At 68.8% G+C, this 14,916-nt stretch carries 16 protein-coding genes; 4 read left to right on the top strand and 12 right to left on the bottom strand.

Annotation, left to right across the window (positions count from 1 at the left end; all coding sequences use genetic code 11):
- Positions 1-52: 52 nt before the first annotated feature.
- The 3 genes from efp to dacB all read left to right on the top strand — a co-directional run bounded on the left by efp (position 53) and on the right by dacB (position 3,177).
- Entirely contained in the window at positions 53-616 is a 564-nt protein-coding gene (gene efp / locus D578_RS0103595) for an elongation factor P (protein WP_026289156.1), read from the top strand.
- A 25-nt stretch (positions 617-641) separates the two neighbouring features.
- Positions 642-1,601: an EF-P lysine aminoacylase EpmA gene (gene epmA / locus D578_RS0103590; protein ID WP_018948614.1), complete on the top strand. Its 960-nt coding sequence runs from the start codon at positions 642-644 to the stop codon at positions 1,599-1,601.
- A 172-nt stretch (positions 1,602-1,773) separates the two neighbouring features.
- The gene (gene dacB / locus D578_RS0103585; RefSeq protein ID WP_018948613.1) at positions 1,774-3,177 is read left to right on the top strand and encodes a D-alanyl-D-alanine carboxypeptidase/D-alanyl-D-alanine-endopeptidase; all 1,404 of its coding nucleotides are present in this window, start codon (positions 1,774-1,776) and stop codon (positions 3,175-3,177) included.
- Between the two features lie 364 nt (positions 3,178-3,541).
- Here the strand turns inward: dacB and D578_RS0103580 are convergent, their stop codons facing one another.
- Positions 3,542-4,111 carry a hypothetical protein gene (locus D578_RS0103580; RefSeq protein ID WP_026289154.1) on the bottom strand — a complete coding sequence of 190 codons (570 nt, stop codon included), beginning with the start codon at positions 4,109-4,111 and terminating at the stop codon, positions 3,542-3,544.
- A 67-nt stretch (positions 4,112-4,178) separates the two neighbouring features.
- Positions 4,179-4,730: a hypothetical protein gene (locus D578_RS0103575; protein WP_018948611.1), complete on the bottom strand. Its 552-nt coding sequence runs from the start codon at positions 4,728-4,730 to the stop codon at positions 4,179-4,181.
- A 159-nt stretch (positions 4,731-4,889) separates the two neighbouring features.
- Between D578_RS0103575 and D578_RS0103570 the strand changes: the two genes are divergently transcribed.
- On the top strand, positions 4,890-5,363 hold the full coding sequence (locus D578_RS0103570; RefSeq protein ID WP_018145354.1) for a YhcB family protein: 474 nt from the start codon (positions 4,890-4,892) through the stop codon (positions 5,361-5,363).
- A 301-nt stretch (positions 5,364-5,664) separates the two neighbouring features.
- Here D578_RS0103570 and D578_RS0103565 read toward each other — a convergent pair whose 3' ends face one another.
- From D578_RS0103565 to D578_RS0103520, 10 genes are all read right to left on the bottom strand, one after another.
- Positions 5,665-6,060, bottom strand: a complete 396-nt coding sequence (locus tag D578_RS0103565; protein ID WP_018145355.1) for a hypothetical protein — start codon at positions 6,058-6,060, stop codon at positions 5,665-5,667.
- A gap of 92 nt (positions 6,061-6,152) precedes the next feature.
- A complete protein-coding gene (locus D578_RS0103560) occupies positions 6,153-6,878 on the bottom strand; it encodes a glycosyltransferase family 2 protein (protein ID WP_018948610.1) in 726 nt (241 codons plus the stop codon).
- A 7-nt stretch (positions 6,879-6,885) separates the two neighbouring features.
- The gene (gene fabG, locus D578_RS0103555; RefSeq protein WP_018948609.1) at positions 6,886-7,608 is read right to left on the bottom strand and encodes a 3-oxoacyl-ACP reductase FabG; all 723 of its coding nucleotides are present in this window, start codon (positions 7,606-7,608) and stop codon (positions 6,886-6,888) included.
- A complete protein-coding gene (locus D578_RS0103550) occupies positions 7,605-8,066 on the bottom strand; it encodes a hypothetical protein (RefSeq protein ID WP_018948608.1) in 462 nt (153 codons plus the stop codon). The genes fabG and D578_RS0103550 overlap by 4 nt, the downstream gene beginning before the upstream one ends.
- A gap of 30 nt (positions 8,067-8,096) precedes the next feature.
- Positions 8,097-8,876: a beta-ketoacyl synthase chain length factor gene (locus tag D578_RS0103545; RefSeq protein WP_018948607.1), complete on the bottom strand. Its 780-nt coding sequence runs from the start codon at positions 8,874-8,876 to the stop codon at positions 8,097-8,099.
- Complete coding sequence (locus D578_RS0103540) at positions 8,873-10,060, bottom strand: beta-ketoacyl-ACP synthase (RefSeq protein WP_018948606.1); 1,188 nt, start codon at positions 10,058-10,060, stop codon at positions 8,873-8,875. Before D578_RS0103540 ends, D578_RS0103545 begins: the two co-directional genes overlap by 4 nt.
- 67 nt (positions 10,061-10,127) lie before the next feature.
- Complete coding sequence (locus D578_RS0103535) at positions 10,128-12,533, bottom strand: MMPL family transporter (RefSeq protein WP_018948605.1); 2,406 nt, start codon at positions 12,531-12,533, stop codon at positions 10,128-10,130.
- Between the two features lie 540 nt (positions 12,534-13,073).
- Positions 13,074-13,619 carry a LolA-related protein gene (locus D578_RS0103530; protein WP_026289153.1) on the bottom strand — a complete coding sequence of 182 codons (546 nt, stop codon included), beginning with the start codon at positions 13,617-13,619 and terminating at the stop codon, positions 13,074-13,076.
- A gap of 58 nt (positions 13,620-13,677) precedes the next feature.
- Entirely contained in the window at positions 13,678-14,577 is a 900-nt protein-coding gene (locus D578_RS0103525) for a lipid A biosynthesis acyltransferase (protein WP_018948603.1), read from the bottom strand.
- Positions 14,574-14,906: a hypothetical protein gene (locus D578_RS0103520; protein WP_018948602.1), complete on the bottom strand. Its 333-nt coding sequence runs from the start codon at positions 14,904-14,906 to the stop codon at positions 14,574-14,576. The genes D578_RS0103525 and D578_RS0103520 overlap by 4 nt, the downstream gene beginning before the upstream one ends.
- Between the last annotated feature and the right edge of the window lie 10 nt (positions 14,907-14,916).

Raw genomic sequence — 14,916 nt, 5'->3', positions numbered from 1 at the left:
TTCCGGAGGGGGCGGCATGTCCGCGCCACGCATCATCGAGGAACAGCGCGCAATGGCAACCTACAGTACCAACGAATTCAAGGCCGGTCTCAAGCTCCTGCTGGACGGCGACCCGCAGTCCATCGTGGAGAACGAGTTCGTCAAGCCGGGCAAGGGTCAGGCCTTCAGCCGGGTCAAGCTGCGCAATCTGCGCACCGGCCGGGTGCTGGAGAAGACCTTCAAGTCCGGCGAGTCGGTGGAGGCCGCCGACGTGATGGATACCGAGATGCAGTATCTCTACACCGATGGCGAGTTCTGGCACTTCATGGTGCCGGATACCTTCGAGCAGTATGCCGTCGGCGAGGCGGCGCTGGGCGATTCCGGGCAGTGGTTGAAGGAGCAGGATATTTGCACCGTGACCCTGTGGAACGGCGAACCGCTGTCGGTGGTGCCGCCGTCCTTCACCGAACTGAAGATTACCCAGTGCGATCCGGGCCTGCGCGGTGACACCGCGCAGGGCGGCACCAAGCCGGCCACGCTGGAGAGCGGCGCGGTAGTCAAGGTCCCGTTGTTCGTCGAAGAGGGCGAGACGGTGAAGGTGGATACCCGCAACGGCGAGTACGTCTCGCGCGTGTGAGCCGGAACCCGGCGGGCCCTGCGACATGACCGACTGGCGTCCGGGTGCGGCGCCGGCCCGCGCGGCGCGCGCCCGCCTGCTGGCCGGGCTGCGGGCCTTCTTCGCGGCCCGTGGGGTGCTCGAGGTCGAGACCCCGATCCTGAGTCGGGGCGCGCCGCAGGATCCGATGCTGGAGAGCTGGGAGGCACAGGCCCCCGGCGGCGAACAAGGCTACCTGCAGACCTCGCCGGAATACCCGATGAAGCGCCTGCTGGCGGACGGCGCCCCGGATATCTACCAGATCGCCCGGGTCTTCCGCGGAGGCGAATCCGGCCCGCGGCACAACCCCGAATTCACCCTGCTGGAGTGGTATCGCCTGGGCCTGGACCATCACGCACTGGCGCGCGAGGTGGTGGCCCTGATCGCGGATCAGGCCGCGCAGTCTCCCGACTGGCACGCGCCCCGGGGTTGCGAGGCGGTCGCCTATGCCGATCTGTTTCGCTCGACTTTGGGGGTGGACCCGACGGAGGCGGATGCCGTGGAGCTGGAACGGGTCGCGGGGGACCACGGACTGACCATCCGCGGCGGGCTGGACCGGGACGGCTGGCTGGATGCCCTGATCAGCCTCGTGATCGCGCCGGGTTTCCCGCCGGACCGGCTGACAATCCTGTGCGATTACCCCGAGAGCCAGGCCGTGCTCGCGCGCCCCTGCGCGGACCGCCCGGGCTATGCCGCCCGTTTCGAGCTCTACTGGGGCGGCCTGGAGCTGGCCAACGGCTACCACGAGCTGACCGATCCGGTGGTGTTCCGCAGCCGTCGCGAACGGGATATCGCGATCCGCCGTGCGCGTGGTCAGCCACTCCCCCCAGCGGATCGGCACCTGGAGGGGGCACTGGAGGCCGGGCTCCCGGACTGCGCGGGCGTGGCCCTGGGCGTGGACCGGTTGCTGATGCGTCTGTTGGGGGCGTCGCGTATCGATCAGGTGATCGACTTTCCCTGGGCGTAACGAAGACCGTCCGGAGGGCTTGTAGCGGCCGGGGTGGCGGCACACTATAGGGGCCGTTTCCGAAGGCTCTCATGCAGGATGGCTGGTCCCAATGTCCCCTTGTCTTTTTTCGCGCCGCCCCGGGCCCCGGTCCGGATCTTCTTGGTGTTTCGTATCCGCCGCCCTGATCCTGATGTTGTGGCTGGCTCCACTGGCCGCACAGGCGCAGTTCGAACATCTCCCGGGACCGCTGCAGCGGGCGATCGAGAGCCAGCGTCTGCCGCCGGCAAACGTGGGCCTGTGGGTTCAGCGGATGTCCGATGGCGCTGTACTCGCGCGCCTGAATGCCGATCAGCCATACAACCCTGCCTCCACCATCAAGCTGGCAACCTCGCTGGCGGCCCTCAACGAGCTGGGCCCGGAGTACACCTGGACCACCGAGGTGTGGGCCACGCGACCGGTGCGCGACGGTGTGTTGCGCGGCGATCTGGTGATCCGCGGGACCGGGGACCCCGGCATGGTCAGCGAGGAGCACTGGCGCATGCTGGGGCAGCTGCGTCAGACCGGGCTGCGGCGCATCGAGGGCAACGTCATTCTCGATGCCTCGCATTTCGAACTGCCACCGGGCGACCCGTCCGCATTCAACGACCAGCCGCTGCGGGCCTACAACCAGCCGCCCTATGCCCTGCACGTAAACGCCAATGCCCAGCGTTTTCGCGTGCGGCCGGAGCGGCATGGGAACGGGATCGACGTGACCGTCGATCCGCCGCTGCCGGGGCTGACGGTCGTGAATCGCCTGCAGCCGTCGCGCGGCAGCTGCGGGGCCTGGCAGCGGGGAATTCGCTTCGACGCCGACCCCGAGGCACAGCGCGTGACCCTGGCCGGCGAGTACCCGGTTAACTGCGGGGATTACGAATTGCTGCGTACGGTCCTGACACCGGAGGCCAATCACGCCGAGATGTTCCGTCTGCACTGGTCGCAGTGGGGCGGCGAGCTGACCGGCGACATTCGCCCCGGCGTGCTGCCGGTGTTGTACGACGAACCGATCCTGCGGCATACCTCGCGGCCGCTGGCGGATCTGATCCGGGTCTCCAACAAGTGGAGCTCCAACGTGATGACCCGCCACCTGCTGCTGACCCTGGGGGCGCGTCACTTCACCCCGCCGGCCACGCTGGAGAAGGGGCAGCAGGCCCTGCTGGAGTCGCTGCGCGGCCTGGGGGTCGAGGTGGGCGGCATGGTGGTCGACAACGGGTCGGGACTCAGTCGCGACACCCGCATGACGGCGCGCCAGCTGGGCCAGATCCTCGAGGGCGGATGGCAGCACCCGCACCGTCCGGAATTCCAGTCCTCCCTGGCCCTGGCCGGGCTGGATGGAACCCTGCGCAACCGCTTCCGCAATGGCAGCCAGCGCGACCTGCGCGGGCGGATGCACCTGAAGACCGGCCACCTGAACGAGGTTTCCGCGGTCGCCGGCTACGTGCGCACGCAAGGCGGGGATGATCTGGCCGTGGTGGTGCTGGTCAACGACCGCCGCGCGCATCAGGGCCTCGGCCGCAACCTGCAGGATGCCGTTCTGGAGTGGGCCCATCGCCTTTGACGCACGTCGTTTATCCACCACGAAGCGCACGAAGCAGGGCAAGCCTCGGTCGATGCGTTTCGCTACGCTCGACACATCCTACAAAGCTCCGCAACGGCACCCCGCGGCTGGACATCGTCCACCGTAGGATGCGTTGAGCACCGCGAAACGCATCATTGGACGGCACCACAGAGGACACGGAGAAGATCAGGGGTGGGGAGCGAAAGGCCTCGAAATACATCTACAGATTGTTCCCGGCCCTCGTCACTCCAAGCGTCGCCAATTTCCTTCCTTTTCTGTGTGTCCTCCGTGCCGTCTGTGGTGAAAAGGCTTTTGCCTTTCTTCGTGTCTTCGTGCGTTTCGTGGTGGTCCCGCCCTTTGGCGATCAGGGCGAGTCGATCTTCCAGTTGGACATGATCGGGAGGCGCGAGACGTCGACCTCCAGGGCCGTCAGCCAGTGCGCGACCATGCGGTTGGAGTTGTTGCGCAGGGTGTAGGCCTTGGGATGTTCGACGAAGGACATGTCCCAGGCGGCGGATTCGTGACGCGCGTCGTGGCCGGCCTGCCAGATGTTCTCCAGCTCCTCGCGCAGCGCCGTGACCCTGGCGCCGGGGACCGTTAGCAGATGAAGTTGCTCCAGCGGCACCCGCAACTGGGTCATCGCCGCGTCTTGCAGCTCGGGGCCGGTCAGGGACTGCCGGCCGAGGCCCGCCCGTGTGGGCAGGAAAAGGCCGGCCAGTCCCTGCAGGGGATTGATTCGCCGCTCGACGTAAAAGGACCAGTCGCCGTAGGAATAGCGCAGCCAGGCGTCCGGGGTCTCGGTCGGCAGGACCAGGCTGGAGTGATTGCCGTGGTCCAGAAGCGCCACGGTGACCGGGTCTTCCGGCTCTCCCGGTGGCTGCAGTGTGACCGCGGCGCAACCCTGCAGGAGCCAAAGGGCGAGTACGACCAGTATCAGATGCTGGAGGCGGAACGCGCCTCGGTCGCAGGGTCTGTAATTGCCGGAATGGCGCATGGGCTGGTCAATGATGCTCGAGCTTGCCCAGCTCCGAGAGGATCGAGAGCACCAGCGACTCGCCTTGCGAGTCCATGCCGTGGCACAGCACATCCGGGTCACGCTCGCCGTCCACCAGGCGCTTGGTGATGCCGCCCAGGCGCGCCATGTCGCCCCCGGCCCGGCTCATCTGCTCGGCCATCTGCGACAGCCAGTGCAGCGACTGGGCGTCCCCGCGGGCCGCGCCGTGGATCATCTGGGCAAGCCCCGGCGCCGCCTGGGTCGGGTCGCCGCTTTGCTCGGGGTCGGGCAGGGTGGAGGGGTCCTGCAGGCCGGCCAGGATCGCCGTCAGGATCACCGTGTCCTCGTCGTCCAGCCCCTGCAGCAGGGATGTGTCGCGTTCGCCTTCGAGCACGCGGCGGATGCGCGGGATCAAGTCGCCCCAGCCGGCCTCGTGCGCCTGGTTCAGCACCGGCTCCAGTTCGCGGCGGGTCTCCGGGTTCTGGGTGGCCTGAACCACCAGGTTGATCAGGCCGGCCTGGGCTTGGCGGATCTGCTGGGCATGTTGCGGGTCGATCATGGCGGGTCTGACTCTTGGTTGTACGGCGGATTGAAACGACTGCCGGAGGCCTTCGTGCGTTGTTTCGGCGTCCCTGTTGTGGCGAGGTTAGCATGCCCGGCAGTGCGTTCGGCGAGGGCCTGCGGCACAATGGCGGCTCCATTTGCAGAGGATGTCGTGGTGGAAGAACAGACAGCAGTGGGCCTGTGGGTGGCCCTCGGGATCCTGGCCATCGTGGTCGCCGCCCTCGTGGGTTTCTGGGTGGGCCGCGTCACCAGTGACGAGCGCAAGCTGATCCGCGAGCTGGAAGAGGAACTCGACCGGCGCATGCAGGAACTGACCCGCTACCGCAGCCAGGTCAACGATCATTTCGATCGCACGGCCACGCTGTTTGCGACCATGGCGGGTTCCTACCGCGACCTCTACCACCACCTGGCCCAGAGTGCGGAGGAACTGGCGGACAAGCCTACCCGCGATCGTCTCGAGGACCGGGCCGGGCAGCTTCTGTCGCACATGACGCGTCGCGACTACGGCGCCGGCCCCGGTGAGGCGGCCGGCGGCGCCAACGAATCGGATGCCCAGGACGACGAGCCGACCCCCAAGAGCTCCGAGGGCGAGGCACGCAAGCCGGACGAACGCCCGCGCCCTGACTGACCCGCGGCCGCGGAGTCGGTTTGTTATAACCACGGAGCACACGAAGGCACGAAGGCGCGAAGAAAACCTGAAAAGCATTACCAGGTAAAAAGCATTACCAGGTAGATGCGAAGACTGGATGATGGGAAAGACCGCAACGGAGGAGCAAGACTCTTCCGTCACCGCATTCCTTCCGATCTCCCAGCCTTCCTGTAAATGCTCTTTTACGGGTTTTCTTCGTGTCTTCGTGCGCTTCGTGGTGAAAAGCCCTTTGCCCTGCCCGCACCGCGCCGGGGTGTGCCCGACGCGGTGCGGGCAGGGCTCAGAGCGCGGAGATCTGCGCCCGGATCTGATTGTCCAGGTTCTGGATCCAGTTGTTGTAGTTGGGGTGGATGTTGCCGTCCGCGTAGTTCAGGTTGGTGCTGTCCTTGTAGCGAATGCTGTATTCACCCGCCGCATAGGGGATCTCCACTTCGGCGACGTGGTCGCGCAGCGCAAGCCGCCCTTCGAGCAGCCCCGGTTCCACCTCTTCCATGCGCCAGCCCAGCGCCGTTCCGGCGGTGCGGATGGCGCGTTCCATCTGTTCGGCGCTGGGGCGTTCACCGGCAACATCGGTGACCGTGGTATCGCTGACGTTGTGCACGGGGACCGTGCCGCGGCAGCCAGCCAGCGCGATCAGGCTGGCAAACAGGATGACCAGCAACGTCCTGGTATTCATGGCGTTTTCCTTCTGGGGTGGGTGCGTCGAGAGTGTAGACACGCGTGCCGGTGGTTTCCAAGGGCGCGGCCCGGAGCAGCGCCCTGGGGCCTTCAGCGCAACAGGCCCCGCGAGCGCAACAGCCCCAGCGGGCGCATTCCGCGGCGCAGCAGGTGGCCGGCGACCATGGCGATGATGCGCAGGGTGTCCGCGGTCGGGCGGTAGTGGCTGGGGCGGTGATTTTCCGGGTAGATGCAGCGGACCGGGATAACCCGCACCGGGAATCCCAGCCGCTCGGCCACGATCAGGGCCTCGCTTTCGAACACGAAGCCTCGCCCACGATGATGGCGCAGCTCCAGGCGCCGCAGCAGCGCCGCGGGATACAGGCGGAACCCCGACTGCGAGTCCTTTAGCGGTTGCCCCGAGGCCCACGCAATCCAGAAGTCCGCCATGCGATTGCCGAACAGTCGCAGTGGCGGGGTATGTTCGCGGCCCTTGAGTCGGGCACCCAGGATCAGCCGTTCGGGGGTGTCGCGCCAGGCAGTGACCAGGGCCGGGATCTCCGCGGTGTCGTGTTGGCCGTCGGCGTCCAGGGTCACCACGGCGTCGGCGCCGGTGGCCAGGGCATGCTGCATCCCGGCCCACAATGCGGCCGCCTTGCCGCCATTCTCGGGCTGGCGCAGCAACTCGGCCTGGTCTTCGATCAGGCTTGCGGTCGCATCCTCGGAACCGTCGTCCACCACGATCACCCGGTCCACGTGGGCGCGGGCGCCGATGACGACCTCTTCGATGGTGGCGGCCTCGTTGTGGGCCGGGATCAGGGCAACGACGTGGCTCATGACGGGATCAGGCGAGGGCACCATTGACGCCGATGACCTGACCGGACACGTAGCTGGCGCCCTCGCTGGCGAGGAAGCCGACCACACTCGCGACCTCCGCGGGCTGGCCGGCGCGGCGCATCGGCACGATGTTGCGGATGCGGTCGGCATCGAAGCTGGAGTCGCTCATCGGGCTTTCGATGATGCCGGGGGCGACCGCGTTGGCGGTGATCCCGCGTGAGGCGACTTCCTGTGCCAGCGAGCGGATCGCTCCGTGCAGCCCGGCCTTGGCCGCTGCGTAGTTGGCCTGGCCGCGATTGCCGATCTGCCCGGCGACCGACGAGATCGCGATCACCCGGCCCCAGCGGGTGGTGATCATCGGCAGCAGCAGCGGCTGGGTGACGTTGTAGAAGCCGTTCAGCCCGACGTCGATCGGTCGGTCCCACTGTTCGCGTCGCATCCCGGCCAGTGGGGCGTCGTCGTGGACGCCCGCGTTGTGCACCAGGATCTGCACCGGCTGTTCGGCGGCCAGGGGCTCCAGGGCCTCGCGGCAGGCGGCCTCGTTGGTGATGTCGAACACCCGCACTTGGGCCTGGCCGCCATCGGCGCGGATGGCCTCGGCCGTTGCTTCGGCTGCGTCGGCATTGCGATGGGCGTGCAGGATCACCTCGTGGCCGGCTGCGGCCAGGGCATGGGCGATCGCGGTGCCGATGGCGCCGCTGGCTCCGGTAATCAGGGCGCGTGTGGTCACGGGGTGTTTTCCTCGTTGGCGGGTTGCAGGATCACCGTCGCGCGGGCGCTCAGCACCGACTGGTCGCCGGCGGTGACCCGCAGGTCGTAGATCGAGCTGTTGGTATCCGACAGGATGCGTTCGGCGTGGATCTCCAGCGGGTCTTCGAGTCCGTCGAGCCGTTGGGCCTGCAGTTGCAGGTCGCGCACGGCCGCCAGGTAGCCGGCCCGGGGCGGGCTGCCATCCGCCAGCAGCGCCCCGTGCACGGCCATGCCCTGGGCGCCGAATTCCAGTGCCGCCAGGGCGTGCAGGCCGCCTTCCCCACGCAGTGGGTTGGCCGGATCCCGGTGGCTGTCGGCACGGCAGTGGATGGCGTCGTCGGACCATGCCTCTACCGAATCCAGCAGGCACATCGCCCCGGCGTGCGGCAGCAGCCGGCAGATGGCGTCGTGATCCAGGGTTTCGGGTCGGGATGGCATGCGCGGGATCTTCCTGATCCAAGCGATTGTTCAGGGCTCGATGCGGATGCTCAGCGACCGGCCCAACGGGGCATCAAGCGTAACATGGCCGGCCGTGCCCCGGGCCAGTTGTTCCAGCAGGGGCAGGGCGCGTGCCGCCGGGTTGCTCGCGCGCAGGGCCTCCAGTTCGTCCGTTGCGCAGCGATCGGCCACGGCCGCCCCCCCGAGATCCATCTGCAGCCGCCAGGGGGCGCCCTCCACCGGCCCCAGGCGCAGGGCGACCGCGAACGCATGGGGGATCGGACGCACGCGGATGAAGGTGTCCATCGACGGAACGTCGTAGCAGGTCAGCAGCACTTCGCCACCTTCGCATTGTTGCAGCGTCGCGGCCTCCAGCAAGCCGGCGGCCACCGTGGCGTTGTAGCCGGATACGGCGGTCGCCGGGGCCGGATTGCGGGTGGCGATCGACCAGTTTCCGGCCGCGGCGTTGTGCACCGAGTTGTGGAACTGGACCGGCGAGACCACCGGCTCCGGCTGGGTGAGCGCGTCGCAGATGCGATCAATGATGTCCATGTCGCCGGAGGACGAGGCGAAGACGCTGCGCAGCTGGCTGCGATCGCTGTCGGTCGTGGCCTCTTCCGCCACCTTCAGGGCCAGGCGGATCGTGGTTGTGGTGCGTCGACGCTCGTTGGCGGGGAGCAGCCGCACCGGCGGGATGTTGATCGCGTCGCCGGCCAGAGGTGCCGTGCCGGCGAGGATGGCGCGGGCGGTCTCGAAGTCGCCCAGTCCCGGGCCCAGCAGCCCGACCGCATGCAGACCGATGGTGTTCATTGCGGTGCCTCCAGCAGCAGGCTGCAGTTGTTGCCGCCGAAGCCGAAGGCATTCACCAGTACCCGCTGCACCGGGCGTGGCTCCGCCTCGGCCCGGGCATCCAGGTCAAGCTCCGGGTCCAGTGTATGCAGCCCGGCCGTGGGCGGTACGAAGCCGCCGGCGAGGCTGGCCAGTGCCTGCGCCACGCCGACCGCGCCGGCCGCCCCCAGGGTGTGTCCGGTCAGGCCCTTGCTGCCGACCGCGCGCGGGGTCGGGCCCAGGCTGCGCACCAGGGCGCGCGCCTCGGAGCCGTCGTTGGCCGGGGTCGCGGTGGCGTGCATCAGCACGTAGTCGATCTCGCCCCCCCGGCGTCCGGCACGTTCCAGGGTCTGTTGCAACGCGGCAGCGGCACCCAGGCCTTCCGGGTGCGGGGCGGACATGTGGTGGGCATCGCTGGATTCGCCGTAACCGGTCAGGAGGGGGCCGCGGGCATCCGCGGAGGGGCGCTCCAGCAGGAAGAAACCGGCGGCCTCGCCGATGGAGATCCCGGCCCGGTCGCGATCCAGCGGGGTGCAGGGCTGCGCGGCCACCAGCTGCAGGGCGTTGAAGCCGTACAGCGTCATGCCGCACAGGCTGTCGACTCCGCCGACCACCGCTGCATCGCAAAGCCCCGCCGCGATATAGCGCCGGGCATCGGCAAAGACCTTGGCGCTGGACGAGCAGGCGGTGGAGACCACCATCGCCGGCCCGGACAAGCCGAACCGGGTGGCCACGAAGTCGGCCAGCGAGAACATGTTCTGGGTGTGCTGGTAGTCGTAGTCCGGCGGCAGGGCCCCGGTCTGCGGATCACGCCGGTGGTAGGCGGCCTCGGTGGCAGCGATGCCGGAAGTGCTGGTGCCCAGCAATACGGCCACCCGGTCGGCCCCGTAGCGGTCCGCCGCGGCGGCCACCGCCTCGGCGAAGCCGTCCTGGCGCAGCCCCAGTTCGGCCAGCTGGTTGTTGCGACACTGGAACGGGGCCAGGGCGCCCTCCAGGGCGATGGCCTCCACGCCCGGCACGCGGCCGACGTAGGTGTCCAGGTTGACGCTCTCCAAGTCACAGGCACGCAGTCCGCTGGTGCCGTTGCGCAGGGCCTCGGCGTTGGCGGCGATCCCGGTGCCGGCGGCACTCGTCAGGGTGTGGGCAGTGATGACCAGGGGGTCCATGGACGGGCGTATCTGCGGGTTGTGGCCGGAGGAGTCTCCGGGTGGATTGGGCCGGTTCGGCGTTTCTTCAGGCAGTTTGCCGGCGGCTGGCCTCGGGGGCCAGCAGGGCCGCCGCGAGGAAGGAAAATACCACGCCCAGCACCACCGTGAGGCCCATGGCCTGCAAGACCGGAAGGCTGGACAGGGCCAACAGACCGAACACCACCAGCGTGGACAGCGCACACACGCTGACCGAGCGCAGGTTGCGCAGGCGCGCGGCGGCATCCCGCAGCGGGCGGCTGAAGAACACTGCGTAATCCAGGCACAGCCCAGTGATCAGCAGTAACGCGATCAGGTGGAACAGCGACAGCTGGATGCCCAGCAGGATCAGCGTGGCCAGGGTCAGCAGCAACCCGGTGCCGACCGCGGTCAGGATACGCAGGCTGCGTCCCGGCGCCCGGGTGACGACCAGCAGCAGGAGTGCCACCGCGACCATTCCCAGCGCCAGTCGTTGCAGGGCCTCGACGCGAAAGCCGATCACCAGTTCCTCGGAGGCGCGGAAGAAGTCGATGTGGCGGATACCCACCCCGTCCAGCTCCGGCGCATCGGCCAGAGGCGCGTCATCGGCCCAGCGGGCCAGGGCATCGGCGTCATGGACGCCTTGGAGGCGTACCCACGCGATCCAGCCAGTGCCGTCATCGCGGGGCTGGAGCAGGGGTTCCAGGGCATTGCGCAGCGGCCCGTCGGGAAGACCCTCGGGTTCCAGCAGGTCTTGCTGGCGGGCCGTCTGGATGTCGTTCACGAAGGGCTCGAAGGCCCCGTCGCGAAACCCCAGCCCTGCGCTCGCCACCCCCAGGCGTTCGCGCAGGGCGTCGGGTTCCGGCAACGCGGCCTGGCGCACGCGCTGCAGTGCCCGGCTGGGCAGAACGTCCGCGGCATGGCCGAACCCGTCCAGGGCCCCAGTCTCGCGCAGGGCCTCCAGGCCCGGCGTCAGGGCCTCGCTGGCGCGCAGGGCTTGCTCCGGCGTTTCGCCGCTGATCAGCAGGGCGTGGCGGACATCCGGTAGCCCCAGGGCGCTGCGCAGGTCCTGGTCGAGCGCGACCTGGTCCTCTGGCACCGGGTGCAGCGCGGACAGGCGATCCTCCCAGGGGAAGGGATCGGCACTCGCCACCACGATGACCGCGGCCAGGGCCAGCAGGGCCAGGCCCCAGCGCGCGATGGTAGGGGGCTGGGCGAGACCCGTCGGCAGGGGCAGGCGCAGCGGCGGCAGGCCCTCGCGCTGCAAGCGGGCGGGGACCAGCGTTGGCAGGACCCAGCGGGTGACCACGGCGGCCACGGCCACACCGGTCAGCACGAACAGCCCGAGCTGGGCCATGCCGGAGAACCCGGTCATCGCCATCAGGGCGTACACCAGTACGGTACTGCCGGCCCCCAGGGCAATGGCGGGCCACAGCTCGCGCGCGACCTGCGGTAGGCGCCCGTCGCCGGGTTGTTCGCCGCCGGGCGGTTCACCATCGGGGCGCTGCGCATGGGCAAACAGGTGTAGCGGGTAGTCGAGGGCAATCCCCAGCACGGTGATGCCGAAGGCCAGCGCGATCCCGTGCAGGTGTCCGAAGACCAGCGTGACCACGGCGGCGGCGATCAGGATGCCGCTGGCCAGTGGCACGGCTGCCAGCCAGACCGGGTGCGGATGGCGGAACACCGCCAGCAGCAAAAGCGCCAGCGCGACGCTGGCACCGGCGGTGATCCAGGTGACCTCGCCGCGGATGGTGGCGCGAGAGTCCACCGCGATCACCGCCGGGCCGGCCATCTGCAGCTGCAGATCCGGTTCGTCGAGGTCGCGGAAGGCCGCGTGCGTGCGTTCGATCAGGGCGGCCTGGGCATCCAGGTCCATGCCGTCGGCCGCGCTGCGCAGCACCAGCAGGGCCCGTCCCCGGTCGGGGGTGACCCAGACGCCTTCGGGGCCGGTCGTCGCCTGGCCACCGGTGGCGGCGAGCTGCTCCAGGACGATCCGGGCCTCCGCGGTGGGATCGCGCGGGATCAGTTCCCGCGGCAGTTCCGGGACGGCGCTGGCGAGGTCGTCACGGCGGGCCTCCAGGTGTTCGCTCAGGCGGTCCTGGCTGAAGTGTTCGGCGTTGACCTCGGCGCTCAGCAGGTAGCGATGCTCGATCAGGAAATCCAGCGCCGGGTCGTCGGGGTCGAGGCGGCCGTTGTGGATGCCGGCGACGTCGGGGGCATCCTCCAGGGCGGCGACCAGGGCATCGCTGGCTGCCGCCCGCTCGCGGGTCTCGCCACCGGCGATGGCCAGTAGCAGCATGCGTCCGGCGGGGCCGGCCCCGGGGTCCAGGGCGACCCCGTCCGCGCTGACCGGGTCCGGGGCAAAGCCCTGGAGGTCGGTGACCAGTTCGCCGCGCAGGGTCAGCGTCAGCGTGGCCAGGAGCAGGGCGGCCAGCCAGAGCGTCAGGGCAACGCGGGAGGGGTGCCGGCGCAGCAAGGACTAGTGGTCCTTCAATGGGATCATTGCGGGTTCAGCGCTCCTGTGGCGTTTCGCTGCAAGGCGCGGTGCGCAGGCAATGGCCGTAGCCCTTGGCAAGCGCCGCAACGCCGCAGCGGAGCGCCACAGGAACGCCCGAAGGGTTGGTCTGTCAACGCCCATGGCGGCGTTCCGGCTCTTGTAAAGGGCTACGGCCATTCACTGCGAGCCGCGCCTTGCCCTGAACGTTGACAGACCAACTGAACCCGCAATGATCCCATTGAAGGACCACTAGGGAAACACTGATTAATGTGCACGCTCGCGCTCGAGTCGCTTTTGCGTGCGAACAAGGCGCGGTGACTGCCGTGCAGTCATTCTGCACAAGGGAGCCGCAACGCCGTTCCCGCGCAAAAGCGGCCGAGCCCCTTCGGGGTTGGCACCCCAGGTTCCCCGATCCTGCGTTGCGCCGCTTGCGGGTAGAACCACTACCCGCTGCACAGCGCGCCTTGTCTCGGAAAACCTGGGGTGCCAACGCGAGCGTGCACATTGATCAGTGTTTCCCTAGTCCGCGTACTGTGGGGGTTCGAAACGCATGCGGCTGTGGTGACCGCCGGCCTCGACGGTGACCAGTTCGCGCAGTTCACCGTCGGCGCCTTTCAGGGTCAGTTCGGGGACCATGCGGCGCAGGGCACGATCCCGCGGGACGAGCTCCAGGGTCCAGGCGTCGATGTCGCCCGTGACGTCGATCTCGAAGTCGGCCTCCAGCGTCTCGCGGTCGCCGGTCAGCAGGGCGCGGAACAGCCCGGCCAGGGTGGCCAGGGCGGGCTGTTCGTTGAGGTCGATCTCGCGGCTGGTGCCGCGGCGTTCCAGGGTTAGGGTGTCGCCCTCGATGTGCACGGTCTCGCCACGCGGGCCGTCGACCTGGCGGACGAGGGTGTCGGGGGGCTCGAAGGCCAGCGAGCCCGAGCGGGTCTCCGGGAATTCCAGCATCGGGTCGTCGCGGCGCTCTTCGAACGCGAGGGTCGCGGCGCGCTCGGTGGTCAGGGCTTCGAGCAATGCGCCGAGGGTGTCGTTGGCCAGCGCCGATACAGGGACGAGCAGGCCCAAGGCCAGGATCAGCGTAATGCCGGACTGACGGATACGCGGGCCAAAGCCATGGGCCCGCCTATTTGGATGCATCGTCCCAGAAATCATAGAAGTTGAACCAGTTGTAGGGGGCCTCGCGCACCCGCGCCTCGAGGCGATCGGCGTAGCGCTGTACCCAGTGTGCCAGGGCTGCATCGCGCTGCCCGCGCGGGGCCTCGATGGTCTCGGCGAAGGGTTCAAAGAAGATATCGTAGCGGTTGCCCCCGCGATAGAGCCCGAAGCACAGGATCACCGGGACCTTGAGCACCGCGGCCAGCAGCAGCGGGCCTTGCGGGAACAGCGCAGTGTCGCCGAGGAAGTTGCAGGCGACCATCTTGTCGCTCTCGGCGACGCGGTCGCCCAGCGTCGCGATCAGCTCGCCGCGATCCAGGCACTCGCGGGCCTGGATCAGGGTCTCGGTGCGCCCCAGCGGGATCACCGACGCGGCGACCTCGGGATTCAGGGCCTCCAGGACCTGGGTGATGCTCTGGTTGTGGTCGTTGTACATCAGGACCTTGACCGGGAAATCGTACTTGCCCACCGCCAGTGCGCGCAGGGCCTCGAAGCTGCCCAGGTGCGCGCCCAGCAGGATCGCGCCTTGGCCGCTGTCCACGTGTTCCAGGAAGGTCTCGCGGTTGTGTACCTGGATGTCCAGGCAGTCGTCTTTGCCGGCGAGCAGGAAGACGCGGTCTAGGGTGACCGCAGCGAAGCTGTGCAGGTGCCGCGCCAAATCGCCCAGGCGCGGTTCGCGCCCCAGGACGCGGCGCAGGTAGTTGCGACTGTGGCGGCGCGACTGCGGTGCGAACAGCAGGAAGTAGGCCGTGATCGGGTAGAGCAGGATGCGGCTGGCGCGGCGCCCGAGATTCAGGGCGATCCAGAGAATGATGCGCAGGGCCAGGGGCGAGCCCCGTTCCGCCTGCTGAAACCAGCCGCGGCTCATGCGTCCGGGGTGTCGTGGGTCGTGATCAGCTGGCCGGCACAGAAGGTGACAGGGGGCTCGGCACTCGCCGCGACCACCCGGAAGGCCTGACGGCCACTGCGCCCGGGCGGATCGATCTCGACCCGGAATTCCGTTTCGGGTCCCAGGGGCGCGAGGAACTTGACCTGGGGGAGGGCCTCGACCGGCCCGAGACCGTGGGCGTGGGCCACCGCCGCGACTTGGTCGAGGATGACCACGCCGGGCACCACCGGGTGACCGGGGAAGTGTCCGGGCAGGGACGGGTGATCGGCCCCGATGCGGCGAATGGTGGACTGGATGAGGGTCTGCATGAGCGCGGGC

The sequence above is a fragment of the Thioalkalivibrio sp. ALMg11 genome (genome assembly GCF_000377905.1).
Classification (GTDB): Bacteria; Pseudomonadota; Gammaproteobacteria; order Ectothiorhodospirales; family Ectothiorhodospiraceae; genus Thioalkalivibrio.
Note: the sequence above shows the minus strand (reverse complement) of the source record. Positions and strands in the feature narration are given on the sequence as shown.